Raw genomic sequence first — 23,967 nt, 5'->3', positions numbered from 1 at the left:
AAGCGAGTATGCCGATGAACGCCGTAAGCCCGATACCAAAGCCTCAGCAACCCGAGTGGCAGCATCTGGGAATTGTTCCAGGGCAAACCCTGCGTGTGTATGGGATGCGCCGCTCGGGCAATCACGCGATCATCAACTGGCTGCTGCGCAATGCGCCAACCGGCCGGTCGGTGTTTTTGAACAATTGCAAACCTGCCGCGGATCCTTACAAGACCTTTCGGTCAATCGAAGTGAACGGCGAGATGGGCCCAAATCGTCGCGCGTTGAAGGAGTTGGCTCCGGCGACCCAAGCGGCGGGCGATGGTGCAACGCTGTTGATGTCTTACGAAGACGTCTCGCCAGCGATGTTTTCGCCCGAACGCCCGGTGTCTGGCCCGTTTGATGCAAACCTGGTGACGGGTGACATCCTGATCTACCGGGGCTTCCTGAACTGGGTCGCTTCGCTGTTGAAAAAGATGCAGGCCAACCCAACGATCAGCTTATTGCGTCGCAATGCAATCGTGCTGCAAAGTATTGATTTCTACTGTCTGCTGCTGCGTCAGGTGGAGCAGGCCGAAGAGTTCGGCTTTACCTGTATCTGCTATGACCACTGGGTTAGCGATGAGAGCTATCGCGAGCTAGTGCTGGCCCATCTGGGTTTCCCGGTTCAAGACAATACGCTCGGGCGTGTCCAGAATTATGGTGGTGGATCGTCCTTCCAGAAGCAGGCCGAGACTGCAGATGATTTGGCCACAGGCCGCCGTTGGCACCAAATGGCCAAGGACCCCGAATTCGCAGCGGTTTTGCAGCTGGCCGCACATGACGCTGGTTTGGTTGAGCAATTGGAAGAGATCTTCCCGCGCGACGCTGCCTTATTGGCGCGGATTGCCGGGCTGAACGGCTCTGCCGAAGCGGTGGTACTGTAATGCGGGACGTCCTTGGAAATATCGCGGAGAAGACCGCAATCCCTATTCACCTTGCCTGCAAAGCCGCAGGTAACAAATACGCGCTCGGTCACGTCAGCATTTTGGCGCGGGCATCGGAACACATGAACATCTGTCAGCAGAGCGACGTATCGGCTCTGTTGGTGGGCGGCTAAGCAAGGAGACAAACCATGGTCGAATTCGCACTCCCGAAGAACTCAAAAATCACGCGGGGAAAGACCTGGCCGAAGCCCAGCGGGGCAACCAATGTCCGCAAGTTCCAGATCTATCGCTGGAGCCCGGATGATGGCAAAAACCCAAGCGTTGATACCTATTTCCTGGATATGGACACCTGTGGTCCGATGGTTCTGGATGCGCTGATCAAGATCAAGAACGAGATCGACCCAACTCTGTCGTTCCGTCGTTCATGCCGCGAAGGCATCTGTGGATCCTGTGCGATGAACATCGACGGCATCAACACGCTGGCCTGTATCTATGGCATGGACGAGATCAAGGGCGACGTGAAGATCTATCCGCTGCCGCACATGCCGGTGGTGCGCGACCTGATCCCGGATCTGACACACTTCTATGCTCAGCACGCCAGCATCATGCCTTGGCTGGAAACCAAGACCAACCGCCCGGCCAAGGAATGGAAACAGACCATCGAGGACCGCAAGAAGTTGGATGGTCTGTATGAATGCGTGATGTGCGCCAGCTGCTCGACCTCGTGTCCCAGCTACTGGTGGAACGGTGACCGCTATCTTGGGCCAGCTGCACTGCTGCACGCCTATCGCTGGATCATCGATAGCCGGGATGAGGCCACAGGCGAGCGTCTGGACGAGCTGGAAGATCCGTTCAAACTGTATCGTTGCCACACCATCATGAATTGCACCAACACCTGCCCCAAGGGTTTGAACCCAGCCGAGGCAATTGCCAATATCAAGCAGATGATGGTTGATCGGGCTCTGTAAGCCGACTGATAATTTCAAGGAAACGCCGCCCCAATCCGGGCGGCGTTTTGCGTTTTGGCACTGCAACTGAGTGCGTTTTGGCAGGTCGCTTGCTGTGCATCCCAGGTTGGTTATAGTTCCGCAGATATTTACAGACTCATTTGAGGAAACAATTCATGCTACATTCTGCTGGCTACCGATTTATGATCGTCGGTTTTCTGGTGCTGTTGATGTCCATTCCATTGTTCTTTGCCGCTGAAATCATCGACAGCAGAAAGTCCTATTCAGAACGGACCATCCAGTCGGTGAGCCAGGAGTGGGGCGGTGCGCAGCTATTGTCTGGGCCGCAGATGATGATCCCGGTTGAGGGGACCGTGACCCGTATGATCACCCAGCCGAAGGTCGATCCGGACACTGGTCTGATGTTGATTGATGCTGCAACCGGCAAGGAAATTACCGAGCGGTTAGAGCAGACCACGGTGGAGCGCACTGGCGCGGTTTATCTTTACCCAAACCACTTTGATGCCAAGCTGAAAACCCAAACCCAGTTGCGCCGTCGCGGCATTTTTGAGGTGCCAGTCTATCAGGCCGACACGGACATTTCTTTTGACTTCAAACTCGAAGATGCCGATGGCCAGATCGAAAAAACGGAACGTCTGCTTTGGAGTGAGGCTGAAATTCATGTCTCTGTGACCTTGAACAAAGCCCTGCGAGGCAAGGCAGAGGTCACCGCAGATGGGGTGAGCCTGCCGCTTGAACCCCTGACCGAGGAAGGCGGTTTTCGTGCCTCTACCGGTGATCCCCGCGGCCAGACGGACTACCGCCTGGAACTGGGCTTCAACGGCGCCAGATCGCTGATGCTGGTTCCGGTGGGGCGGGAAAACGTGATTGAGATGACCAGTGACTGGCCGCACCCCTCGTTCGATGGGAGTTTTCTTCCTGACGGGTCCGAAATCAGTGACGAAGGGTTTTCCGCCCGCTGGACCATTCCCCATCTGGCACGGGCCTTGCCCCAAGCCAGCCGCAAGAACACCCTGCACAAGGCGCATCGGTCTTCTTTTGGGCTGACATATGTGCAGCCAAATGACTTCTACCAAAAGGCGTTCCGCGCTGCCCGATACGGCATTCTGTTCATTGCACTGACCTTCCTGACAATCTTGTTGATCGAAAAAGGCTCTGAGCGTCCGGCGCATCCAGTGCAGTATATTCTGATTGGCCTGGCGCAGTCGGTGTTTGTGCTGTTGATGTTGGCATATGCCGAACAATTGGGGTTCACGCTGGCCTATGTGATGTCCAGCTTTGCCACGATTGCGCTGCTCACCCTGTTTGGCTTCACCGCGCTGCAACTTGGGCGACGGGCGCTGGTGCTTTGTGCGATGTTGGTTGTTGTATACGCGGTGCTCTACCTGATCCTTGAAACAGCAGATTACGCATTGCTGGCAGGGTCGACTCTGGCCTTTATAGCGCTGGCCATCACCATGATCGCCACCCGCAATGAAGATTGGTACGGCAAACAAAATGAGGCTGTTGCAGCTCAGAAAAGTTGGAAAAGGTTCCAGGCCGGGTCCAAGGCGAAGGAGGTTGCTGACTCGTCAGAACAGTCTGATACCGAGCAAGCTCAGAAGAACTAGCTGGCGCGTGCGTTCTGCGGGGATGGGGTTCAGTTGAGGACGTTAGTGGAATAGAAGGCGATCATGCCAATCTTGCTTCTCCTTCTTCTGCTGGGTGTGTTTGCCTACTTTTTGTGGCGACACAAAACCTCGACCCTCACCCGGAACTGCCGCTGGCGTCAGGATCGAAGCTCCAACGCATGGCGCTGCGCCTTTTGTGGGGCCACAGCCGAAGGAACTCAGAGCCCACGCCATTGTGGCCGTGACCAGTAACCTTGCCCCCAAAGGCTCCCGCCGGTCGTTGGGCGTGGCATCGCGCTTGCGCGATGCCACGCCCAAGGCCGCAAGGTCATTGGCAAAGCCAATGTTCGCAGCGGGGGCGGGAGGGCTTGGGGAAATGAGGTTTGCAGAAATTTCGCCCGCGCGGTGACGATGTCGTGAAAGCGACATCTTGGCGTATATTCGGGGTTGAGCTTGTTTGCGTCTCGCGTGTTGATGGCCCTATCCACAGGGAGAAACATAATGAGCAGTCTGAGCACTGATATTGACGGCACAAAGGCAACCCAGGCACCGGCGGATGCCGAAGCGCGCCGGTCTGTAAAGCCGGTGATCTGCTATCCCAATGAGACCCTGCCCAAGCCAGACTTGGCGTTGTACGCGGCGGCGCGGGATACGGCGATTAAAACGGATGAGGTAACTGTCCCAGCGCGTGATGCTGCCTGTTTTGAGGTGCCTGCCGGGCATTTCTTTCGCATCACCTCGGTCGAAGGGCCGCAGGTGGGCGATTTGAACCTGTGGAACAAGAACGATCTGGCGGAGCGGTTTTATTCGGGCAAGTCCCGTGCCTTGCATGGGACGCATCTGACCACCGGTGAGCGGATGTGGACCAGCTTTCCACATTTGCGCCCGATGGCGACCATTACCGAGGATACGCTGGGTTGGTATGGCATCGACCAATATGGTGGGTCAGTACATGACGTCATCGGCACACGCTGTGACCCCTATACGGGCAATCTGCTGGCGGGCAGTCAGTACCATCATTGTTGCCATTCGAACCTAACCCGTGCGTTGGCGGATCACCTAGGGGTCTCTTTGGCCGAGGCGGAGCCGCATGTGCATGACGTGCTGAATGTCTTTATGTGCACCGGTTTTACCCGCGACACAGGCCAATACTTCATGAAGGCCTCACCAGTGCGGCCCGGTGACTATCTGGAGTTCTTTGCCGAGATTGACCTACTGGGCGCACTGAGTGCCTGCCCGGGTGGCGATTGCAGTTCTGAGCACTCCAGCGACACGGCCGCCTGTCATCCCATGTTGGTCGAGGTTTTTGCTCCGGCTGAGGGTGTGCTGGACGACTGGAGCAGCCCTGCGGTCAATGGCTATGACCGCAGCCATGGACGCTAGTGGGCGTTAAGCGCAGCGGTATAAGAGCTGTGCCAGAGTCTTAAGCTCATCTTGGTTCAGCTCAGGGTCAAAGAACCCTTCGATCACTGGCTGATAGACCTGCCACATCCGTTGGCGGAGTTGTTGGCCAGCCTTAGTCGGTACCAATCGGAACCCACGTTTGTCGGTGGGGCAGGGCAGGCGCGATAGCGTGCCCTGTTTCACCATCTGGCTGGTGAGGCGAGAAACCCCGTGCTGGGGCAACAATATGGCTTGTTCCAGTTCAAACGGTCTGAGCCCTTGTGGCATGGACTGTTCTAGCGCCCAAAGCACATCGTAGTGTTCCAGTGATGGCAGGTCGGCGGTTTTAAGCGCCGTGTCTATTGCTGCGCGCGCGCGTTTTTGGGCGCGGAACAGGGCGATCCAGGTGGCGGCGGGGGAAGGTGGTGTTGGGCTCATGTATCAAAATGTAGATGCATGTGCATTGACATGCAAGTCGGCGCGCCCATATTCATGCAAATGCATCTACACGGAGTTCCTAATGTCAGAATACCATTTGATCAGCCATGATCTGTGTCCCTATGTGCAGCGCGCGGTGATTGTGCTGACGGAAAAGAACATCGAACATCACCGCAGTTTTATTGATCTGGGGGATAAGCCGGACTGGTTTGTAAAGCTGTCACCGCTGGGACGGGTGCCTTTGCTGCAGGCCGGCAGCCATGTGCTGTTTGAAAGCCAGGTGATTGCTGAATATTTGGATGAGATCACACCGGGATCGTTGCATCCTGCAGCTCCGCTGGAAAAGGCACGGCATCGGGCTTGGATCGAATTTGGATCAGAAGTGCTGAAATCCATCGGGGCATTGTATAATGCGCCGGATGATGCGGCCTATGACACGGCCGTGTCAGCCCTGCTGGACCGGCTGGCACGTGTCGAACTGGAAGTGGCCGAGCCCTATTTTCAGGGTGAGACATTTCACATGGTGGATGGGGTCTGGGGTACCATTTTCCGTTACTTCGATATCATGGAGCCCATTATGCAGCGGGATCTGCTGCAAGGGCTTGTAAACATGAAGGCCTGGCGCGCGGCCTTGTCAGAACGACCCTCAATACAAAAAGCCGCGCCAGATGGGTATCCGGCACGGCTAGAGGCTTTTCTTGCGCGGCGTTCTGGCCCGATGGGAGAACTGGCGCGGGATGCGGTTAGCTAAAGGCGGCTTCGAGAGCGATTTCTACCATGTCCCCGAAGCTGCGTTCGCGCTGGTCCGAGGGCATGGATTCGCCGGTCAGCAAATGGTCAGAAACCGTGAGAACAGCCAAAGCGCGACGCCCATGACGGGCAGCTAGATTGTACAGTTCTGCGGCTTCCATCTCGACACCCAGGATACCATGGCGCACCATCTGCTCGTTCAGGTCAGGGCGTTCGTCATAGAACACATCTGACGAGTAGATGCCGCCTACATGAGTGGCTGTCCCTTTGGCCTCGGCCGCCTGAACAGCAGCGCGCAGCAGCCCCCAATCGGCGCAGGGCGCAAAATTCAGCTCTTTGAAGATACCACGGGATGGCGTGCTAAGGGTGCTGGCGGTCATTGCCACGATCACATCACGCAATTTGACCTTGTCCTGCATGCCGCCACAGGACCCAATACGGATCAGCGTTTTGGCATCGTAGTCGCGGATTAGCTCGTTCACGTAGATAGACAGGGACGGCATTCCCATGCCGCTGCCCTGAATGGTGACACGATTGCCTTTCCAGGTGCCGGTGAAACCCAGCATGCCGCGGACTTCGTTCACCAGGCGCACATCAGTCAAGAACGTTTCCGCCGCCCATTTCGCGCGATATGGATCGCCCGGTAATAGAACGGTTTCCGCAATATCTTCTTTTGCGGCGCCAATATGAATTGTCATTTCTGCTTTCTCCGTCTCTGGATCAGATTTCCAGATCAGAGATATCAGCGCCAGAAGTCAAGGCCGTGTGGATCCAATGTGGCTTACGCCCGCGTCCGGTCCATGTTTCTTCGGGGTTTGCCGGGTTTCTGTATTTCGGAGCTGCCTTTGAGCGTTTGCCAGCTGTCCGGCCACCATTGGCAATTTCCTCAAGCGAAAAACCGAATTCTGCGGCGGCTTGTTCTGCTGCTTTTAGCGCCTCTTGACGTTCGCGTTGCTCAGCCGACTTTAGGGCCTCGTCAACATCTGTCTTGAGTTGCAGAAGATCTTTACGCGACATTTCCGCAAGGTTGAGGGTCATTGTTGTCTCCATAAATAGTACATACGCAATTAATTAGCGCGTAAGTGCTTATGGCCCAATTATTTGGGGAGCATCAGTCTTATTTGTGCTCTTTTTTGCCTAATTTTTGAGATTTTATTATTCCGCAGCAACCCTCTGTTGAGATGCTAAAGAGGCAATGTCCCTCATGATTGAATTTAGTTCGAAATCTTTTGGCGTGTAAACGCGGGATACTCCCATTTCGATTATTTTGGCTGCGTCCTCATCAGGAATAATGCCGCCAACAATAACGGGAACATGTGCCAGTCCTGCGTCGCGCATACGATCCATGGTTTCCTGAACCAAGGGCAGGTGGCTGCCCGAGAGGATAGACAGGCCCACAACATGAGCTTCGTCTTCGACAGCTGAGGCGACCAGTTCGGCCGGGGTCATGCGAATACCGTCATAGGAAATATCCATGCCGCAGTCGCGGGCACGGAATGCAATTTGTTCGGCACCGTTAGAGTGGCCATCCAGCCCGGGCTTGCCCACAAGGAACTTTAGCCGTCTGCCAAGTTGATCGCTTACGGCATTCACCGCCTCGCGCAAATCGTCCAGACCTTCGGTCTTGTTGGACACCGAGGCCGAAACACCGGTTGGCCCGCGATAGGTGCCGTAGACACGGCGCATTTCTTCGGCCCATTCACCTGTGGTTACGCCTGCTTTGGCGGCTGTGATTGAGGGCGGCATGATGTTGTCACCGTTCTGGGCGGCGGTGCGCAATGCCGCCAGAGCAGCCTGCACGGCTGCATGGTCGCGATTGCTACGCCAGTCATTCAGGCGGGCAACCTGTTCCTGTTCAACCGCCGGATCAACCACCATGATGCCGCCATCACCGGTTTGCAGAGGCGAAGGCTCTCCTTCGGTCCAGCGGTTGACGCCGACAACAATGGTTTCATTGCGTTCAATGCGGTTCAGGCGTTCTGCGTTGGAATCGACCAGGCGGGATTTCATATATTCGATCGAGGCAACAGCGCCACCCATGCCTTGTAGGTTGTTCAGCTCGGCCCGTGCGCCTTCTTTCAACTCTTCGACTTTGCGATCCACTGCGGGGTTGTTGTCGAACAGGTCATCATATTCCAGCAGGTCGGTTTCATAGGCCAGGATCTGTTGCATCCGCATTGACCATTGCTGATCCCAAGGGCGGGGCAGGCCAAGCGCTTCGTTCCAGGCAGGCAGTTGCACAGCACGGGCGCGGGCTTTTTTTGACAGTGTCACGGCCAGCATTTCGATCAGGATGCGGTATACGTTGTTTTCCGGCTGCTGTTCGGTCAGGCCCAGCGAGTTAACCTGCACACCATAGCGAAAGCGGCGGAATTTTGGGTCGGTAACGCCATACCGTTGCTCGCAGATTTCATCCCACAGGTCGACAAAGGCGCGCATCTTGCACATTTCGGTGACAAAGCGAATGCCTGCGTTCACAAAGAACGAGATCCGACCGACCAGCGCAGGGAAATCCTCGGCCGGGACCCTTGGTCGTAGCTCATCTAAGACTGCTTGGCCGGTAGCCAAAGCAAAGGCAAGCTCTTGCTCAGGTGTCGCACCAGCCTCTTGCAGGTGGTAGGAACAGACGTTCATCGGGTTCCATTTGGGCACGTTGGAATAGCAGTATTCCGCCACATCCGCGATCATTTTCAGGCTGGGTTTTGGAGGACAGATGTAGGTGCCGCGACTCAGGTATTCCTTGATCAGGTCATTCTGTACTGTGCCCTGAAGGCTGCGCACATCTGCGCCTTGTTCCTCGGCCACGGCGATGTATAGCGACAGCAGCCACGGTGCGGTGGCGTTGATGGTCATCGAGGTGTTCATCTGATCCAGCGGGATCTGGTCAAACAGTGCGCGCATGTCGCCCAGGTGGCAGACCGGCACACCAACTTTACCCACTTCGCCGCGCGCAAGAGTGTGATCGCTGTCGTATCCGGTTTGGGTCGGCAGATCAAAAGCGACTGAAAGTCCGGTCTGCCCTTTGGACAGATTGCTGCGGTACAAGGCGTTCGAGGCCGTGGCGGTGGAATGGCCAGCATAGGTGCGGATCAGCCAGGGGCGGTCTTTCTGCGTCATTGGAGCCTCGTGAGTCGCGGTGTAATTTTATTTCGTCAATGGCTTGATAGGGGAAATTTTATGGCCCTGTCAATTCGCTGCATTGCAGCAACATGAAGAAAAATCAAAAAAGCGCGCCAGACCAAAGTCGGCGCGCTTACTAAAGTCAGATTAACTTTGAGCCTTTAGTTATAGGTATAGGTCCCAATCTCACAGATGTTGACGCCCTTACGAGTCAAAACATCACCGTCGTCAAAAACCGCCTTGAAATCGAACATGCAATAGCCGGTGCCATCGTCAAAATCGATCATGACGGATTGGCCGTTGCCCAGAACATCTGGCCCGAGGATATCTTCCTCCCAGGATGTTGAACCTTTGTTCGATCCATAAAACTCGACCAGCACATAACCGGTTTCATTTACAATCCGTACCCGTCGATCCAGTGCAAATGCCGGAATTGCGGATGTTACGGTAACGGCCATTGCAGCCATTGCGGTGATCAGGGACGTTCTGGAAAGCATGTTGTTCTTTCTTTGCAAAGTGGGATTTTACACTGAGCCGTCAGGACCAATGCGTTCGGTGAGCGGTTTCATGCCTATAGAATAGTGTGAAATCAGTTTGTCGCAACAGTTTGTTGTTACGCGAGCTTTTTGGCAGCGCGATTTTTTGAATTGATTGCGCGGCATTTACCCTTTGGGCAATTCCTGCCATTTTCTGCATATGTCTCATACTGTTGAAATGCCGCTTTGGCTGTTAATCTTGATTTTGGCATTTGCTGTGATTGCCGCATTGGATCGGGTGATGATCCCGTCGGTGCGCTGGTTCTTCCGCCGTCGGCTTGAGCGTGCTGTGACCAAGCTAAACCAACGTTTGGAGCGGCCCATACAGCCGTTCAAGCTGGCCCGGCGGTACGACATGATCCAACGGTTGATCTATGATCCGCAAGTCGGCCAAGCGATTGCTGAACACGCCCAAGCACAGGGCATTCCTGAAAACGTCGCCTTTCAAGAGGCCCGCCGGTATGCCCGTGAAATTGTTCCTTCGTTTTCGGCTACCATCTACTTTGGCGTTGCCATTCGGTTGACGCGGTTTTTGTCCAATGCGCTGTATCGGGTGCGGTTGGGGCATTATGACGTGGCCGAGCTGAGTAAGATCAAACAGGAAGCAACGGTTGTCTTTGTGATAAACCACCGGTCCAACATGGATTACGTGTTGGTAACCTATCTGGCGGCGGAACGATCTGCATTGTCTTATGCCGTGGGCGAATGGGCGCAGGTCTGGCCTTTAAGCCGGTTGATCCGGGCCATGGGGGCCTATTTCATCCGCCGCAAGTCGCGCAATGATTTGTATCGCAAGGTTCTGTCGGCCTACGTGCGATTGGCAACCAAGGCTGGAGTAACCCAGGCGATGTTCCCTGAGGGCGGGCTGAGCCTGACTGGCGGGCTGGCCGCGCCCAAGCTGGGGCTGTTGAAGTATATCGTCGACAGCCACGACCCAACGGATCGCGATGTGGTCTTTATACCGGTTGCCCTGAACTACGATCGGGTGCTGGAGGACAAGATCCTGACCTCGGCGGCAAAGGCACCTGAGCGGCGGTTCAAGGCGCGCATTGGCGTTGTGACCTATCGTATGCTGCGGCAGCTTGGGTTGTGGGTGACCGGGCGATATCACCGGTTTGGCTATGCGGCGGTTAGTTTTGGACGCCCGCTAAGCCTGACAGAGTTCGCCGCCAGAAAAACTGGTGATCTCACCAAGCCTTTAGCCAGGGATCTGATGCAGAGAATAGGCGAAGTGGTGCCCGTTCTGCCGGTGCCCTTGGTTGCTTGGTTGTTGTGCCGGCATGGTGCGATGACCCGCGCGACGCTTATCCAGAAACTGGAAGAGCTGATCTCTGAGATGCCATTGGCCCATATTCATATGCCTCGGCGTGACTGGGATTATGCAGCCGAAGTTGGGTTGCGGCAGTTGATTGAACGGGATGTGGTCACCGAAGCGCAAGGCCAGATTGCCCCAAATGATGCCCAGAGCGATTTGCTGCAGTTCTATGCCAAGTCCATTGATCACCTGGTTCCACTTGCCGAGAAAGGTGAGTTTGTGGGGCCGGTCGCCTGAAGTCAGGATTGGCCGAGTCATAAAATTACCCGAACGCTCGAAAAATGGTTGCTTTATTGCTCGCCCGTTTCTATCTCGTAGATAGCACCGCGATTCTGCACTGCGGCAAAAAGAGACAATGAGGAGGCTATTATGGCTTTGGACACCAACTCGGGCGTGCTGTCGTACGAGGCACCGGAAAAAGATCTGTATGAAATGGGCGAGATCCCTCCGATGGGATTTGTTCCAAAACAGATGTACTCTTGGGCTATTCGCAAAGAGCGCCATGGCGAACCAGATAGCGCGATGCTGCAAGAGGTTGTCGAGGTTCCTCAGGTTGACAGCTACGACGTATTGGTTTTGGTCATGGCTGCGGGCGTTAACTACAACGGTGTCTGGGCTGCCCTGGGTAAGCCGATTAGTCCGTTTGATGGCCACAAACAGCCTTACCACATTGCGGGTTCTGATGCGTCTGGCATCGTCTGGGCCGTTGGCGACAAGGTGAAGAAGTGGAAGGTTGGCGACGAGGTTGTCATCCACTGCAATCAGGACGACGGTGAAGACGAAGAATGCAACGGCGGCGACCCGATGTTTTCGACCAGCCAGCGGATCTGGGGCTATGAAACACCTGATGGCTCGTTTGCGCAGTTCACTTGTGTGCAGTCGCAGCAATTGATGCCGCGGCCCAAGCATCTGACCTGGGAAGAAAGCGCCTGTTATACACTGACACTGGCAACTGCCTACCGGATGCTGTTTGGCCACGAACCCCATGATCTGAAGCCGGGGCAAAACGTGCTGGTTTGGGGCGCATCGGGTGGCTTGGGTTCTTACGCGATCCAGCTGATCAACACTGCGGGCGCCAATGCCATTGGGGTGATTTCTGACGAGAGCAAGCGTGACTTTGTCATGGGGCTCGGTGCCAAAGGCGTGCTGAACCGCAAGGACTTCAATTGCTGGGGGCAAATGCCAACAGTGAACACGCCAGAGTACGGAGCCTGGTTCAAAGAGGCGCGCAAGTTTGGTGCAGCAATCTGGGAGATCACCGGCAAGGGCGTAAACGTCGACATGGTGTTCGAACACCCAGGTGAGGCGACGTTCCCGGTTTCGACCTTTGTCTGCAAAAAGGGCGGTATGGTTGTGATCTGTGCGGGCACCACCGGGTTTAACCTGACGCTGGATGTTCGCTACATGTGGATGCACCAGAAACGTTTGCAGGGAAGCCACTTTGCCCACCTCAAACAGGCGGCCTCGGCCAACAAGCTGATGCTGGAGCGCCGCCTGGATCCCTGTATGTCCGAGGTGTTTTCTTGGGCTGACCTGCCAGCGGCGCATATGAAAATGCTACGCAACGAGCACAAGCCGGGCAATATGTCGGTTCTTGTTCAGGCGCCTAGGACCGGATTGCGTACCCTAGAGGATGTGTTGGACGCAGGGAGTTAGCACCTTAAAGTAACCGCTTCTAGCGGAGTGATCTGCTGATGGTCAAATTAGCCCACGAATCGCAGCTGCGATTCGTGGGGGTTTGCCTTTTCAGCCAAAACAGGTGCTTGCAGATTTCACCCTCACTGTTTTTGGGGAGGGCGAAACAGTGAGTTTTCGGATGATATGTCCACATGTTAGTCTGGATTATCGCTATTTTTGCGAAATAAGGCACTGCCATGACTGAAAATCACTGGATGATGGACGTTCTCGTTGACCTTCAAGCTTTTGCAACTGCAAATGGCCTAGGGGCTGTGGCCGATCACCTGAGTGAAACCCTCGTGATTGCGAAGGCTGAAATTGCGTCCCAGGATGACAAGGCTAGTGCGCGGACGAATGGCGAACAGAATAAAATTAGACCGAATATTACAATCGTTGGAGCTGACTAACACCATCGAAGGTCTCCAGGAGATCATTGAAAAGGTTCGTGATCTCTTTGAAATTGACCACATGATGTATCATTGGGTCGATAGTGCAGGTGACCATTACTACTTTGGTACCTACTCAGAGGCTTGGACCGAACGGTACCAAGAGCAAAATTATGTTCGTGTTGATCCGGTTGTAACCGGTTGTTTTCAACGGTTTCATCCTGTGGATTGGAAACGATTGGATTGGAGCAGCAAAGCCACCAGAGATTTTCTGGACGATGCATTGGAGCATGGCGTTGGAAATCAGGGGTACTCGGTTCCAATCCGTGGACCAAATGGCCAATTCGCTCTTTTTACCACCAGTCACAATTGCGATGATGTTGCTTGGGAAAAATTCACGGAAAAGCGCAGCAGAGATTTGATCCTGATGGCGCATTACTTCAACCGTAAGGCGCTGGAGTTCGAAACTGAAAGAGCGCCAGAGCAATCCCGCGCCTTGTCGCCGCGTGAAATTGACGTGATGACACTACTGGCGATGGGGCATAGTCGCGCACAGGTTGCGAAGTCTCTGGCAATTTCTGAACATACCTTAAGAGTGTACATAGAAAGCGCCCGATTTAAGCTGGGGGCGCAAAATACCACACATGCTATTACTCAGGCAATGGCGCGGGGGCTAATTGTTGTTTAACGGTTTGTTTCCATTTCTTAACGTTAAAATTATGAACCATTAACCTTTCTGGTCGTAGATTTTTCCCACTTTTAGTCAAAAAGGGGACAGCTATGCTGCGCTACATTTATGCTACCGACCTTCATAATTATTCTGATCTGGCCCATTCGATGTTCAAAGATCGGGCTGATCAATTCAAAGCCCGTCTGGGATGGGCAGTAAACGTTGAAGAAAATGGCGAAGAACGAGATCAGTACGACAGTCTAAATCCACTGTATGTGATATGGGAGGAGCCGGATGGATCGCACGGGGGATCGATGCGTTTCCTGCCTACAACCGGACCGGTTATGGTAAATGACGTGTTCAGCAACCTTAACGGTGGTTTGCAAATTATCAGTCCATTTATTTGGGAGTGCACCCGGTTTTGCCTTTCGCGTACCGCAAGTGCAGATGTGGCTGGAGCACTTACACTTGGCGGAACAGAGATTATGCGCAATTTCAGTGTTGATCATTTTGCCGGAGTCTTTGATCACAGAATGATCCGCATCTACCGCTCACTGGGGTTTTGCCCCGAGGTGATCGGCAGCATGGGGGAAGGGCGAGAGCGGATCAGCCTTGGTTTGTGGGAATACTCGTCAGAAACCTATCTGAATGTTGCTCAAAGGGCGGGGATTTCTCCGGAGAGGTCACAAATGTGGTTTGACCGGTCCTTTGGTCAGGTAACTCAGCAACCAATGGCCCTGAGTGCCTAATACCTGGGGGGATTAGTGGGGTTGGCCTCTGGTGAAGCCAGCCCTACACTTGTAGGGTCGCGACATGACCACAGTTCCCATTCAGTTCTCTGACGATCAAGCCGCTGCCTATGACAGCGTAACCGAAATGCTGCGCCAGGCCGGTGTTGATCTTGATGACAGCCTGTTGCAGTCGCCAAAGGGCGAAAGTGGCGTGATGGCCCTGATCGGCAAGGCAGGATCGGGCAAAACACTGTTGTTGGCCGAACTGTATAAGGCGCTGGAGCAGGCCGGTGTTGAAGTTGTGTCCGGCGACTATGAAAGCCGCAAAAAGGGCGATCGGCGCACCCTTGCGATCCTGGCTCCGACCAATAAGGCTGCCTCGGTACTGCGTTTGCGCGGGGTTCCGGCCACCACCATTCATCGGATTTTGTACACGCCAATGTACGACCCCGAATATGAAAAACTGGCCGAGTGGTTGACCGGCAAGGGAGAGCCGCCAGAGATTGAGGGCCTGACCGAAGAGGCTCTGGCCCGAGCGGCGGCGTTTTATGAAAAGAACAAATCTATTCCTGGCGCACTGGCGTCCGCCGGTCTGCGCGGTTCCGACTTCATCACGGGTTGGAAGCGTCGCGAAGAGCCGTTGGATATTGGCTTTGTCGACGAGTCTTCAATGCTGGACGAACGCCAGTTCAACGACCTGAAAGAGATCTTTCCAAACCTCTTGTTGTTTGGTGATCCTGCGCAGTTGGCCCCGGTGAACCAGTCTGGTTCCATGGTGTTTGATGCGCTACCCGAAGAGCGCAAGCTAGAGCTGCACCGCATCCACCGTCAGGACGCAGACAATCCAATTCTGGATTTGGCTCACGCGTTAGCGGACCCTCAACTGTCGTTCCAGGACTTTGAGCGGATGATCGAAGACACCGCCAAGCGGGACGAACGGGTGGTCTGGGGGCAGCGGGTCGAGGTGGATCTTATGGCGCGCTCGCCGGTGTTGGTCTGGCGTAATGCGACGCGAATTAAATTGATCAATGCGTTTCGCACAGTTCACGGTGCGCCCGAAGATGAACTGATGGAGGGTGAGCCTCTGATCTGCGACGGTATCGAACTGCCGATGAAGCACCGCAAAAAGCGGCTGGATCTTGAGGCCCGTGGGCTGATCAAGGGCGCGCAGGTGGTTTATCTCGGGGCAGGTCGCAAACCTGGTTTCTCGCGCTTGCATGTGATGGGAGCTGAAGATCCTCAGGTCAGTGCCGCCTCGATTGTGAAGATCGAAAAGCCTGACGAGGAAGAGCCCTTTATCCCTTTTGCTGCGCGTATGGGGGCAACCTTTCTACATGGCGCAGCAGTGACCATACACAAAGCTCAGGGGTCGCAGTGGGCTACCACACAGGTGTTTGCGCCTGACCTTTATGTGGCCGCCCGAATGGGTCGGGTTGAGGCTGGGCAACCGCTATGGAAGCGATTGGCCTATGTCGCCATCACACGGGCTCAAGAACGGTTGATTTGGGTGGTGCGTAACCGGCTGGCCAAACCAAGCGAGCCGCTGCGCGTGGATGATTTGCGGGCTGCACCAGTGGCAGCCTTGAAACTGGAGAGTGAAGGCGAATGAAGACGATTGTGATCACCGGCGCCAGTTCGGGCATTGGCCGAGCTGTGGCGGAGTTGTTTCTGGACGAGGGCTGGCAGGTTGGTCTGCTGGCACGGCGTCAGGGTGCGCTGGAAGAGGTTGCGCAGGGCCACGCCAATGCGGTTGTGCTGCCTGCCGATGTGACGGATCCGGCGGCGATGGATGCCGCATTCAACAGCTTTGCCATGCAAGCAGGGCATCTGGATGTATTGTTCAACAACGCCGGCATCTTTACCGCCAGTGGTACGATTGATGAGATTGCACTGGATGATTGGTTTGCTTCGGTCAACGTGAACCTGAACGGCATGTTCCTGGCAGCTCGCGCAGCATTTCGTCAGATGCGCCACCAGTCACCACAGGGCGGACGTATCATCAACAATGGGTCTATCGCTGCCCATGTGCCGCGCCCCAATTCAGCGCCCTATGCCACCACCAAAGCGGCGATCACCGGATTGACACGCAGCCTGTCGCTGGATGGTCGCCCATTTGATATCGCCTGCGGCCAGATCGATATTGGTAACGCTCGCACGCCGATGGTCGAGGACCTGATCTATCGCCAGCAGCAGGATGACCCCAGCGCCCCGCCAATGGACAGCTTTGCGGTTGAAGATGCGGCCAAGTCGGTTCTGCACATGGCCCAGCTGCCGCTTGAGGCCAACGTGCAGTTCATGACCGTGATGGCGACCAAGATGCCCTATATAGGACGGGGGTAGCTTCCTCACCTGTGAGCGTCAGCCCAGTGGTAGACTGGCTGCGCCTGACCGGTGTTCTATAGGGCAAAGCTGTCGCCAGATGGTTCGGAGTGTTAGTTATTGCGCAACAGTCTGAACGCAGCCGAGGCACCCCAGCCGGCGGCAATGGCAATGGCCAGCGACATCAACCCGTACCAAAACGGCCGCTCGCGCGACATCGTGTACAGGAACCGCTCTAGCCCAACCTTGCGAACGTCGATTGCGGTTTCGTAACTGGAAACCACTTCGCCGCCACGGGTCAGGAAAATGCGGGCGGTATAGTCGCCCTCGGTCAGGTCGGCGGGCATTTCAATCGCTGTACGAAACAGGGTCTGTTGATCAACGGCCACAGTGTTTTCGCGGATTGAGTACAGCTCGCGGTTTTCACGGATCCGGATTACGGCATCGGCAAAGTCCTGTGCCCCGCGAATGTGCATGGCGGCGCCGACTGATCGAATGGCGCGCTCGATTGATATCCGGTAGCGCAGATCTTCGGTGTCGGTGAGCACTTCCTTGAAAGGCGCGCTGGTGGCCACGGCATAGAAACTGGGAGCTGAATCCACCAGTACCGAGTCGACATTGACCCAGATCCCCAGCTTACGCTCTTTGCGCCGCACCAGCACCGGATGCTGTGGCCCGGATACTGTGACAACGACCTGCAGCGGATCGCCTTCGGGGATGGGAGTTTCGCGTTTGACCGCACCAAAGATCAGGATCTCGTCGCCGTCAAAATCGGCGGTGATGGCCACACGGTCCTGGCTCAGACCCAGTACAACTTCTTCCTCGGCGGCCTGGGCGGGCAGGGCAAACATCATCGCAGCAAGGAACAGGGGGCGCAGCATGTTCAGTGCCCTCCGCTTGTGCCAAGCGAGAAAAACTCGGATGGTGTCAACAGGAGGTCCATTGCCAGCTTGCCGCAGACTAACAGTACCATCAGCGCCAGCAGGATGCGTAGCTGTTCGGCCTTCATGTAGACGCCGATACGGGTGCCGATCTGTGCACCGATCACGCCGCCAACCAGCAGCAGCACTGCCAGAACGATATCAACGGTATAGTTGGTGGTGGCGTGCAGCATGGTGGTGAAGCCGGTGACCATGATGATCTGGAACAGCGACGTGCCGATCACCACTTTGGTGGGCATGCCGAGGATGTAGATCATCGCGGGCACCATGATAAAGCCGCCGCCAACACCCATGATCGCGGCCAGGATACCAACGCAAATACCAACCATAATTGGCGGAATGACCGAGATATAGAGGCCCGATGTGCGGAACCGCATCTTGAAGGGCAGGGCATGAATCCAGCTGCGCTGGCGGCGTGCCGCTGGGGCACCGCCAGCCTTCTTGGATTTGCGGATGGCGTTCAGGCTCTCGATGAACATCAGCCCACCAACCACGCCAAGGAAAACAACATAGCAAAGCTTGACCAGCAGATCGACCTGACCCAGAGCCTTGAGGTAGTTAAAGACCAGAACCCCCAGCGCAGCACCAATCAGACCACCGATCTGCAGCACCACCCCCATTTTGATATCCACCGTGCGCCTTCGAAAATGCGCCAGAACCCCGGAAAAGGAGGAGGCCACAATCTGGTTCGCCTCGGTGGCGACAGCCACGGCAGGGGGAATGCCAATAAAGAAAAGCAGCGGCGTCATCAAGAAGCCACCGCCAACGCCAAACATGCCGGACAGTATGCCAACAATGCCGCCCAGCCCAAGGAGCAGGAAAGCGTTAACCGAGACCTCGGCGATAGGAAGGTAAATCTGCATAACACCTAGTTAGACCGGAGATTTATGGAAAATCAACTGTCGATGCCGCTGTGCAGCACACAGGACTGACCTGCGTGGCAAAACTGGACCTATTTCAACGCCTCGGTGGGCTCCCGTGGTTGCAGGGTGACCCGGCTGCGCCGGTAAACCCTGAGCAATCTTGGGCCTGGCGCCGTGCTGTGCACGGCGCCAGGCCCAACGGGAGCGGGCATCGCAGATGTCCAAGCGACGGGCGGGAGTTGCTGGTGCTGAAAAAGAAAACGCCCGGCGCTGGGCCGGGCGTTGTGGTTGTTAAAAGTGGCGTTGAACTCAGCGTTCTTTCACATAAGGTTCGCCACCGGCCTTTGGCGGGATGGCTTTGCCGACAAAACCGGCCAGGATCACCACGGTCAGAATATAGGGCAAGGCGTCCATCATCTGCACGGGGATGGTGATGCCGCCTAGTTCGATGTTTTGGAACCGCAGCGCTACCGCTTGCAGCAGACCGAACAACAGGCAGGCTCCCATAGCGTGCCAAGGGCGCCACTTGGCAAAGATCAGTGCCGCCAGCGCGATATAGCCACGGCCCGCGGTCATGTCTTTGACAAAACCAGCCTGCAGTGAGGTGGCAAGGTAAGCACCGGCCAGACCGCAAAGCAAGCCGCAGATCATCACAGCGGCAAACCGCAGGCCAACAACCGATACACCAGCCGTATCCACCGCCGCCGGGTTTTCACCCACCGCGCGCAGGCGCAGGCCAAACCGGGTGCGATACAGGATCCACCAGGTTGTCGGAACGGCTGCAAAGGCCAGATACACCAGGATTGAGTGACCAGACAGCAGCTCAGAATAGATCGGACCGATGAAAGGCACGCCAGCAATGCTGTCGGCAAAAGGGAAGGTGATTGGGCCAAACCGGCCTTCGGCCAGCAATGAAGGCGTGCGCCCGCCTTGCTGGAACCAGCTTTGTGCCACCAGAACCGTAAAACCCTGCGCCAGCATTGTTACCGCCAGCCCTGAGATCAGTTGGTTGCCCCGAAAGGTGATCGACGCCAGCCCGTGCAGACCGCTGAGCGCCAGTGATGCGGCTACCCCGGAGAGCAAGCCCAACCAGACATTGCCGGTTGCGGCGGCCACGGCTGCTGAGAAAAAGGCCGCGGCCAGCATTTTGCCCTCGAGACCGATGTCGAAAATGCCAGCTCGTTCCGAAAAGAGGCCAGCCAGACAGGCCAAAAGCAGAGGAGTGGACAGGCGAACGGTGCTGTCCAGCACCTGGATTAGTGTCAGGAAATCCATCAGGCTTTACCCTTCCGCAGTGCAATAAAGATCTTTTCAAGCGGCATACGAACCATGTTGTCCAAGGCTCCGGTGAACAGGATCACCAGTGCTTGGATAACCACGATCATTTCGCGAGGGATCTTGGTCCACAGGGCCAGTTCGGCACCGCCTTGGTACAGGAAGCCAAATAGGATAGCGGCCAGGAACACGCCAAAGGGGTGCGATCTTCCCATCAGGGCCACCGCGATGCCGATAAACCCAGCGCCTTCAGTGGAATTCAACACCAGACGCTCGGCTTCACCCATAACGTTGTTGGTGGCCATCATGCCCGCCAAGGCCCCCGACAGCAGCATTGCGATCATGGTGATTTTGACTGGTGAAATACCAGCGTAGAGAGCGCCCTGTTCGGACTTGCCAAAGGCGCGGAGCTCAAACCCCAACTTGGTACGCCAGATTAGCAACCAAACAAAGATACAGGCCGCGATAGCAACCAGGAAGCTGACATTGGCGGGGGCCGCCTTGGAGAATTCAATGCCAAGAGGGGCCAGAATGTCATGCAGTGAAGGAAGATGCGTCGCTTCGGGGAAGCGTGCGGTAGCCGGGTCCATCGATCCAGCAGGGCGCAGCAGGTTGACCAGCACATAGTTCAACACCGCAGCCGCGATAAAGTTGAACATGATGGTGGTGATCACGATGTGGCTGCCGCGCTTGGCTTGCAGATAGGCCGGAATGGCGGCCCAGGCGGCGCCAAAAATAGCGGCACCCATAGCCGCAGCAACCAGCGCGATCGACCAATGTGGCCAAGGAATATAAAGGCAGACCAGTGCGGCACCCAGGCCACCCAACATTGCCTGGCCTTCGCCACCGATGTTGAACATACGGGCGTGAAAGGCTACCGAAACCGCGAGGCCGGTAAACAGGAAGTTGGTGGCGTAGTAGAGCGTATATCCCCAGCCATAGGTCGACCCCAAGGCGCCGTCGACCATCAGTTTGACAGCGGCAACTGGATTTTCACCAATGGCGAGGATTACCAGCGCGGAAATGGCTGCGGCCAATAACAGGCTGATCAACGGGATCAGCACCACATCGGCCCATTTGGGCATCTTGTCCATATTATGCGGCCTCCCCGGCGACACCGGCCATCAGCAGGCCCAGTTCTTTCTCATCAGTCTCATGCGGTAGGCGTTCGCCCATGATGTGACCATCAAACATCACCGCCACACGATCGGACAGTGACAGGATTTCTTCCAACTCGACGCTGACCAGCAAGATCGCCTTGCCCTGATCGCGCAGTTCCACGATCTGTTTGTGGATGAACTCAATGGCGCCAATATCGACGCCGCGTGTGGGCTGACCAATCAGCAGCAGTTCCGGATTGCGCTCAATCTCGCGCGCCACAACAATCTTTTGCTGGTTCCCACCCGAGAAGTTCTTGGCGGCCAGCCATGGATCTGGCGGGCGCACATCGAACTTGGCCATCTTGGCCTCGGTATCAGCCTGTAGCGCGGCATTGTTCATCAAGATACCACGCTGGTAAGCTGGATCACGATGATAGCCAAAGGCGACGTTTTCCCAGGCGTGAAAATCCATGATCAGACCTTCGCTCTGACGGTCTTCGGGCACGTGGGCGATATGCGCACGACGGCGCGCCTGACCATGTGAGCCGGGGCCGTGGAGCGGCAGGTCTTCGCCCTTCATGCGGATGGAGCCTGTGCCCCCTCGCATGCCGCCCAGAACCTCAAGCAGTTCAGATTGGCCATTGCCGGCAACGCCCGCGATGCCAAGGATTTCTCCGGCGCGAACTTGCAGGTCAATGCCTTTGACCCGCTCAACACCGTCTTCATCACGTACCGACAGATTTTCGATTTCCAGAACCGGCGCACCGGGCTTGGCAGGCACCTTGTCGACCTGCAGCAGTACCTTGCGGCCCACCATCAGCTCGGCCAGATGAGCCGGATTGGTTTCAGCAGTTTTCACGGTGGCGGTCATCTGACCACGACGCATCACCGACACGGTGTCGGTGGTATCCATGATCTCGCGCAGCTTGTGGGTGATCAGGATAATGGTTTTACCTTCTTCCCGCAGGCGGTGAAGGATACGGAACAGTTGGTCGGCCTCGGCGGGTGTCAGAACCCCGGTGGGTTCGTCCAGAATCAGGATATCGGCCTGACGATACAGTGCCTTGAGGATTTCGACCCGTTGCTGCATGCCCACGCCGATTTCGTCGATGCGCGCATCCGGGTCGACGTTCAGCTCATACTCAGCGGCCAGTTCTTTCAGAATCCGGCGGGCTTTGGACAGCGATGGCTTTAGCAGCCCGCCGTCTTCTGCACCCAGAATGATGTTTTCCAGAACCGTGAAATTTTCCACCAGTTTGAAATGCTGGAACACCATGCCAATACCGGCGGCGATGGCGGCCTGACTGTCGGGGATTACGGTATTCTTGCCGTTGATCCAGATTTCGCCCTTATCCGCTTTGTAAAAGCCGTAAAGGATGCTCATCAGGGTGGATTTACCAGCGCCGTTTTCACCGATGATACCGTGAATGGTGCCAGGGGCGACGCTGATAGAGATATCTTTGTTGGCCTGAACGGGGCCAAAGGCCTTGGATATGCCTTTAAGTTCGATTGCAGGAGCTACAGTCACGCGCCATCTCCAATTCCGATGAAACCTACCATGCGGGTGATATTTCCTTCACTGTTTAGGTCCGCAAAATACTGACCTCGCATTCCCAGATTTCCATCGACCATAAAGTCTACGGTGGCGCGGGCATGGCCACTATGCTCACTCAGATCTGCGACCTGGGCGGTTGCGCCGGGGCGGTTGCCGGTGAACATGGCAACGTGATCGATCAGTGACTGCACGCCATTCAGCGGCGCAGCTGTGCTGGGATCAACATAGTAGACATCGTTGCTGACGACCGAAGTCACAGCTTCAGCGCGGGCGGCGGCATCTGTCATGCCCCATGCGTCGAAAAAGGAAGTGATAGAAGATGACATGAAGGTGCTCCTGGGAAAAAGGGCCGCGCCAGCATGGCGCGGCCCTTTATTTTGGTTGCAACTAAGAGGCTTAGAAGTTCAGAGCCGGGCAGCTGTCGTCGGACATGTAGTCGTGAACAGCCAGCTCGCCGCTTGCGATCTTGGCCGATGCCGCGTCTACAGCGGACTGCATGTCAGCGTTAACCAGCGATGCGTTATTGTCGTCCATTGCATAGCCGACGCCGCCATTGGCCAGGCCCATGACGTTAAAGCCAGTTTCCATGTCTACACCGTCGGTGAAGGCCGCAAACACAGCATTGTCGACGCGCTTCATCATCGAAGTCAGAACTTTGCCTGGGTGCAGGTGGTTCTGGTTGCTGTCTACGCCGATCGACAGAATGTTCTCGTCAGCAGCAGTTTGCAGAACGCCTACACCGGTACCACCAGCAGCGGCATAAACCACGTCAGCACCCTGGCTGATCTGGGCTTTGGTCAGCTCGGAACCTTTAACCGGGTCATTCCACGCTGCCGGAGTTGTACCGGTCATGTTGGCAATAACCTTGGCGTCTGGGTTTGCAGCCATAACACCCTGGGCATAGCCACAAGCGAACTTACGGATCAGCGGGATGTCCATGCCGCCGATAAAGCCAACGGTGCCGGACTTGGAAGCCTGAGCCGCCATCATGCCAACCAGGTACGAGCCTTCGTGCTCGTTAAAGACAACCGAACGGACGTTTGGCGCATCAACAACCATGTCGATGATGACAAACTTGGTGTCAGGGTAATCAGCAGCAACCTGACCCAGGGCGTCAGCAAAGGCAAAGCCAGCCATGACGATTGGGTTTGCGCCGACTTCGGCAAAACGACGCAGAGCCTGCTCACGCTGAGCTTCGGACTGCAGTTCGATTTCGCGGAAGGTCTCGCCGGTTTCGTCAGCCCAACGCTGTGCACCGTTAAAGGCCGCTTCGTTGAAGGATTTGTCGAACTTGCCGCCCAGGTCAAAGATCAGGGCTGGCTCAGCCAATGCAGCGCCAGCGGTCAGCGCCATAGCAGCGGCGGCTCCCATCAGGGATTTCATCAGAGTCATTTGGGTACTCCCGGTTTTGTTTTTGTTTGGGGC

General features: G+C 55.9%; 25 protein-coding genes. 13 read left to right on the top strand and 12 right to left on the bottom strand.

What is annotated here, in order from left to right:
• Positions 1-14: 14 nt before the first annotated feature.
• The 5 genes from AC2T28_RS00925 (at position 15) to AC2T28_RS00905 (ending at position 4,866) form a co-directional block, all read left to right on the top strand.
• Positions 15-905: a hypothetical protein gene (locus AC2T28_RS00925; protein ID WP_486747064.1), complete on the top strand. Its 891-nt coding sequence runs from the start codon at positions 15-17 to the stop codon at positions 903-905.
• Positions 905-1,078: a hypothetical protein gene (locus tag AC2T28_RS00920; RefSeq protein ID WP_486747063.1), complete on the top strand. Its 174-nt coding sequence runs from the start codon at positions 905-907 to the stop codon at positions 1,076-1,078. Before AC2T28_RS00925 ends, AC2T28_RS00920 begins: the two co-directional genes overlap by 1 nt.
• 15 nt (positions 1,079-1,093) lie before the next feature.
• The gene (locus tag AC2T28_RS00915; RefSeq protein WP_486747062.1) at positions 1,094-1,873 is read left to right on the top strand and encodes a succinate dehydrogenase iron-sulfur subunit; all 780 of its coding nucleotides are present in this window, start codon (positions 1,094-1,096) and stop codon (positions 1,871-1,873) included.
• Between the two features lie 155 nt (positions 1,874-2,028).
• The gene (gene creD / locus AC2T28_RS00910; protein WP_486747061.1) at positions 2,029-3,483 is read left to right on the top strand and encodes a cell envelope integrity protein CreD; all 1,455 of its coding nucleotides are present in this window, start codon (positions 2,029-2,031) and stop codon (positions 3,481-3,483) included.
• A 501-nt stretch (positions 3,484-3,984) separates the two neighbouring features.
• Positions 3,985-4,866, top strand: a complete 882-nt coding sequence (locus AC2T28_RS00905) for an urea carboxylase-associated family protein (protein ID WP_486747060.1) — start codon at positions 3,985-3,987, stop codon at positions 4,864-4,866.
• Positions 4,867-4,872: 6 nt separating this feature from the next.
• Here the strand turns inward: AC2T28_RS00905 and AC2T28_RS00900 are convergent, their stop codons facing one another.
• On the bottom strand, positions 4,873-5,304 hold the full coding sequence (locus AC2T28_RS00900; protein WP_486747059.1) for a MarR family winged helix-turn-helix transcriptional regulator: 432 nt from the start codon (positions 5,302-5,304) through the stop codon (positions 4,873-4,875).
• Positions 5,305-5,386: 82 nt separating this feature from the next.
• Here AC2T28_RS00900 and AC2T28_RS00895 point away from each other — a divergent pair, with 82 nt between their 5' ends.
• Positions 5,387-6,055, top strand: coding sequence for a glutathione S-transferase family protein (locus AC2T28_RS00895; RefSeq protein ID WP_486747058.1), 669 nt, complete (start codon positions 5,387-5,389; stop codon positions 6,053-6,055).
• Here the strand turns inward: AC2T28_RS00895 and deoD are convergent.
• The 4 genes from deoD to AC2T28_RS00875 form a co-directional block, all read right to left on the bottom strand.
• On the bottom strand, positions 6,048-6,752 hold the full coding sequence (deoD, locus tag AC2T28_RS00890; RefSeq protein WP_486747057.1) for a purine-nucleoside phosphorylase: 705 nt from the start codon (positions 6,750-6,752) through the stop codon (positions 6,048-6,050). The genes AC2T28_RS00895 and deoD overlap by 8 nt on opposite strands.
• Before the next feature lie 22 nt (positions 6,753-6,774).
• On the bottom strand, positions 6,775-7,092 hold the full coding sequence (locus AC2T28_RS00885) for an H-NS histone family protein (RefSeq protein WP_486747056.1): 318 nt from the start codon (positions 7,090-7,092) through the stop codon (positions 6,775-6,777).
• A gap of 117 nt (positions 7,093-7,209) precedes the next feature.
• A complete protein-coding gene (locus tag AC2T28_RS00880) occupies positions 7,210-9,171 on the bottom strand; it encodes a protein meaA (RefSeq protein ID WP_486747055.1) in 1,962 nt (653 codons plus the stop codon).
• A 164-nt stretch (positions 9,172-9,335) separates the two neighbouring features.
• Complete coding sequence (locus AC2T28_RS00875; protein WP_486747054.1) at positions 9,336-9,671, bottom strand: hypothetical protein; 336 nt, start codon at positions 9,669-9,671, stop codon at positions 9,336-9,338.
• A 199-nt stretch (positions 9,672-9,870) separates the two neighbouring features.
• On the opposite strand from AC2T28_RS00875, the gene AC2T28_RS00870 reads away from it, so the two are divergent.
• From AC2T28_RS00870 to AC2T28_RS00840, 7 genes are all read left to right on the top strand, one after another.
• The gene (locus AC2T28_RS00870; protein WP_486747053.1) at positions 9,871-11,262 is read left to right on the top strand and encodes a 1-acyl-sn-glycerol-3-phosphate acyltransferase; all 1,392 of its coding nucleotides are present in this window, start codon (positions 9,871-9,873) and stop codon (positions 11,260-11,262) included.
• Between the two features lie 132 nt (positions 11,263-11,394).
• Positions 11,395-12,681, top strand: a complete 1,287-nt coding sequence (gene ccrA, locus AC2T28_RS00865) for a crotonyl-CoA carboxylase/reductase (protein ID WP_486747052.1) — start codon at positions 11,395-11,397, stop codon at positions 12,679-12,681.
• 218 nt (positions 12,682-12,899) lie between these two features.
• Complete coding sequence (locus AC2T28_RS00860; protein ID WP_486747051.1) at positions 12,900-13,109, top strand: hypothetical protein; 210 nt, start codon at positions 12,900-12,902, stop codon at positions 13,107-13,109.
• Positions 13,057-13,776, top strand: a complete 720-nt coding sequence (locus AC2T28_RS00855; RefSeq protein WP_486747050.1) for a helix-turn-helix transcriptional regulator — start codon at positions 13,057-13,059, stop codon at positions 13,774-13,776. The genes AC2T28_RS00860 and AC2T28_RS00855 overlap by 53 nt, the downstream gene beginning before the upstream one ends.
• Before the next feature lie 92 nt (positions 13,777-13,868).
• Complete coding sequence (locus AC2T28_RS00850; RefSeq protein ID WP_486747049.1) at positions 13,869-14,507, top strand: acyl-homoserine-lactone synthase; 639 nt, start codon at positions 13,869-13,871, stop codon at positions 14,505-14,507.
• A 64-nt stretch (positions 14,508-14,571) separates the two neighbouring features.
• Positions 14,572-16,098, top strand: a complete 1,527-nt coding sequence (locus AC2T28_RS00845) for an ATP-dependent DNA helicase (RefSeq protein ID WP_486747048.1) — start codon at positions 14,572-14,574, stop codon at positions 16,096-16,098.
• Positions 16,095-16,829 carry an SDR family oxidoreductase gene (locus AC2T28_RS00840; protein WP_486747047.1) on the top strand — a complete coding sequence of 245 codons (735 nt, stop codon included), beginning with the start codon at positions 16,095-16,097 and terminating at the stop codon, positions 16,827-16,829. The genes AC2T28_RS00845 and AC2T28_RS00840 overlap by 4 nt, the downstream gene beginning before the upstream one ends.
• Positions 16,830-16,921: 92 nt before the next feature.
• Here AC2T28_RS00840 and AC2T28_RS00835 read toward each other — a convergent pair whose 3' ends face one another.
• The 7 genes from AC2T28_RS00835 to AC2T28_RS00805 form a co-directional block, all read right to left on the bottom strand.
• A complete protein-coding gene (locus AC2T28_RS00835; RefSeq protein WP_486747046.1) occupies positions 16,922-17,689 on the bottom strand; it encodes a TIGR02186 family protein in 768 nt (255 codons plus the stop codon).
• Between the two features lie 2 nt (positions 17,690-17,691).
• The gene (locus tag AC2T28_RS00830) at positions 17,692-18,612 is read right to left on the bottom strand and encodes a sulfite exporter TauE/SafE family protein (protein WP_486747045.1); all 921 of its coding nucleotides are present in this window, start codon (positions 18,610-18,612) and stop codon (positions 17,692-17,694) included.
• Positions 18,613-18,921: 309 nt separating this feature from the next.
• Positions 18,922-19,887, bottom strand: coding sequence for an ABC transporter permease (locus AC2T28_RS00825; protein WP_486747044.1), 966 nt, complete (start codon positions 19,885-19,887; stop codon positions 18,922-18,924).
• Positions 19,887-20,981 (bottom strand): ABC transporter permease, encoded by a 1,095-nt coding sequence (locus AC2T28_RS00820; protein WP_486747043.1) that lies wholly within the window; start codon positions 20,979-20,981, stop codon positions 19,887-19,889. The genes AC2T28_RS00825 and AC2T28_RS00820 overlap by 1 nt, the downstream gene beginning before the upstream one ends.
• Before the next feature lies 1 nt (position 20,982).
• The gene (locus tag AC2T28_RS00815) at positions 20,983-22,515 is read right to left on the bottom strand and encodes an ABC transporter ATP-binding protein (RefSeq protein ID WP_486747042.1); all 1,533 of its coding nucleotides are present in this window, start codon (positions 22,513-22,515) and stop codon (positions 20,983-20,985) included.
• Complete coding sequence (locus tag AC2T28_RS00810; protein WP_486747041.1) at positions 22,512-22,868, bottom strand: nuclear transport factor 2 family protein; 357 nt, start codon at positions 22,866-22,868, stop codon at positions 22,512-22,514. Before AC2T28_RS00810 ends, AC2T28_RS00815 begins: the two co-directional genes overlap by 4 nt.
• A 70-nt stretch (positions 22,869-22,938) precedes the next feature.
• Positions 22,939-23,934: a BMP family lipoprotein gene (locus AC2T28_RS00805; RefSeq protein WP_486747040.1), complete on the bottom strand. Its 996-nt coding sequence runs from the start codon at positions 23,932-23,934 to the stop codon at positions 22,939-22,941.
• Positions 23,935-23,967 lie beyond the last annotated feature (33 nt).

The sequence above is a fragment of the Parasedimentitalea nitratireducens genome, from assembly GCF_057444295.1.
The sequence above is the reverse complement of the archived record's forward strand: the minus strand, read 5'-3'. Positions and strand labels throughout refer to the sequence as shown.

Excerpts from the sequence above, each read along its gene's own strand:
- AC2T28_RS00880 (WP_486747055.1), bottom strand. The coding sequence starts at position 9,171 with ATGACGCAGAAAGACCGCCCCTGGCTGATCCGCACCTATGCTGGCCAT.
- AC2T28_RS00920 (WP_486747063.1), top strand. The coding sequence starts at position 905 with ATGCGGGACGTCCTTGGAAATATCGCGGAGAAGACCGCAATCCCTATT.
- AC2T28_RS00845 (WP_486747048.1), top strand. The coding sequence starts at position 14,572 with ATGACCACAGTTCCCATTCAGTTCTCTGACGATCAAGCCGCTGCCTAT.
- deoD (WP_486747057.1), bottom strand. The coding sequence starts at position 6,752 with ATGACAATTCATATTGGCGCCGCAAAAGAAGATATTGCGGAAACCGTT.
- AC2T28_RS00925 (WP_486747064.1), top strand. The coding sequence starts at position 15 with ATGAACGCCGTAAGCCCGATACCAAAGCCTCAGCAACCCGAGTGGCAG.
- AC2T28_RS00850 (WP_486747049.1), top strand. The coding sequence starts at position 13,869 with ATGCTGCGCTACATTTATGCTACCGACCTTCATAATTATTCTGATCTG.
- creD (WP_486747061.1), top strand. The coding sequence starts at position 2,029 with ATGCTACATTCTGCTGGCTACCGATTTATGATCGTCGGTTTTCTGGTG.
- AC2T28_RS00860 (WP_486747051.1), top strand. The coding sequence starts at position 12,900 with ATGACTGAAAATCACTGGATGATGGACGTTCTCGTTGACCTTCAAGCT.
- AC2T28_RS00840 (WP_486747047.1), top strand. The coding sequence starts at position 16,095 with ATGAAGACGATTGTGATCACCGGCGCCAGTTCGGGCATTGGCCGAGCT.
- ccrA (WP_486747052.1), top strand. The coding sequence starts at position 11,395 with ATGGCTTTGGACACCAACTCGGGCGTGCTGTCGTACGAGGCACCGGAA.
- AC2T28_RS00835 (WP_486747046.1), bottom strand. The coding sequence starts at position 17,689 with ATGCTGCGCCCCCTGTTCCTTGCTGCGATGATGTTTGCCCTGCCCGCC.
- AC2T28_RS00825 (WP_486747044.1), bottom strand. The coding sequence starts at position 19,887 with ATGGATTTCCTGACACTAATCCAGGTGCTGGACAGCACCGTTCGCCTG.
- AC2T28_RS00900 (WP_486747059.1), bottom strand. The coding sequence starts at position 5,304 with ATGAGCCCAACACCACCTTCCCCCGCCGCCACCTGGATCGCCCTGTTC.
- AC2T28_RS00875 (WP_486747054.1), bottom strand. The coding sequence starts at position 9,671 with ATGCTTTCCAGAACGTCCCTGATCACCGCAATGGCTGCAATGGCCGTT.
- AC2T28_RS00805 (WP_486747040.1), bottom strand. The coding sequence starts at position 23,934 with ATGACTCTGATGAAATCCCTGATGGGAGCCGCCGCTGCTATGGCGCTG.
- AC2T28_RS00915 (WP_486747062.1), top strand. The coding sequence starts at position 1,094 with ATGGTCGAATTCGCACTCCCGAAGAACTCAAAAATCACGCGGGGAAAG.
- AC2T28_RS00855 (WP_486747050.1), top strand. The coding sequence starts at position 13,057 with ATGGCGAACAGAATAAAATTAGACCGAATATTACAATCGTTGGAGCTG.
- AC2T28_RS00895 (WP_486747058.1), top strand. The coding sequence starts at position 5,387 with ATGTCAGAATACCATTTGATCAGCCATGATCTGTGTCCCTATGTGCAG.
- AC2T28_RS00810 (WP_486747041.1), bottom strand. The coding sequence starts at position 22,868 with ATGTCATCTTCTATCACTTCCTTTTTCGACGCATGGGGCATGACAGAT.
- AC2T28_RS00820 (WP_486747043.1), bottom strand. The coding sequence starts at position 20,981 with ATGGACAAGATGCCCAAATGGGCCGATGTGGTGCTGATCCCGTTGATC.
- AC2T28_RS00885 (WP_486747056.1), bottom strand. The coding sequence starts at position 7,092 with ATGACCCTCAACCTTGCGGAAATGTCGCGTAAAGATCTTCTGCAACTC.
- AC2T28_RS00870 (WP_486747053.1), top strand. The coding sequence starts at position 9,871 with ATGTCTCATACTGTTGAAATGCCGCTTTGGCTGTTAATCTTGATTTTG.
- AC2T28_RS00830 (WP_486747045.1), bottom strand. The coding sequence starts at position 18,612 with ATGCAGATTTACCTTCCTATCGCCGAGGTCTCGGTTAACGCTTTCCTG.
- AC2T28_RS00905 (WP_486747060.1), top strand. The coding sequence starts at position 3,985 with ATGAGCAGTCTGAGCACTGATATTGACGGCACAAAGGCAACCCAGGCA.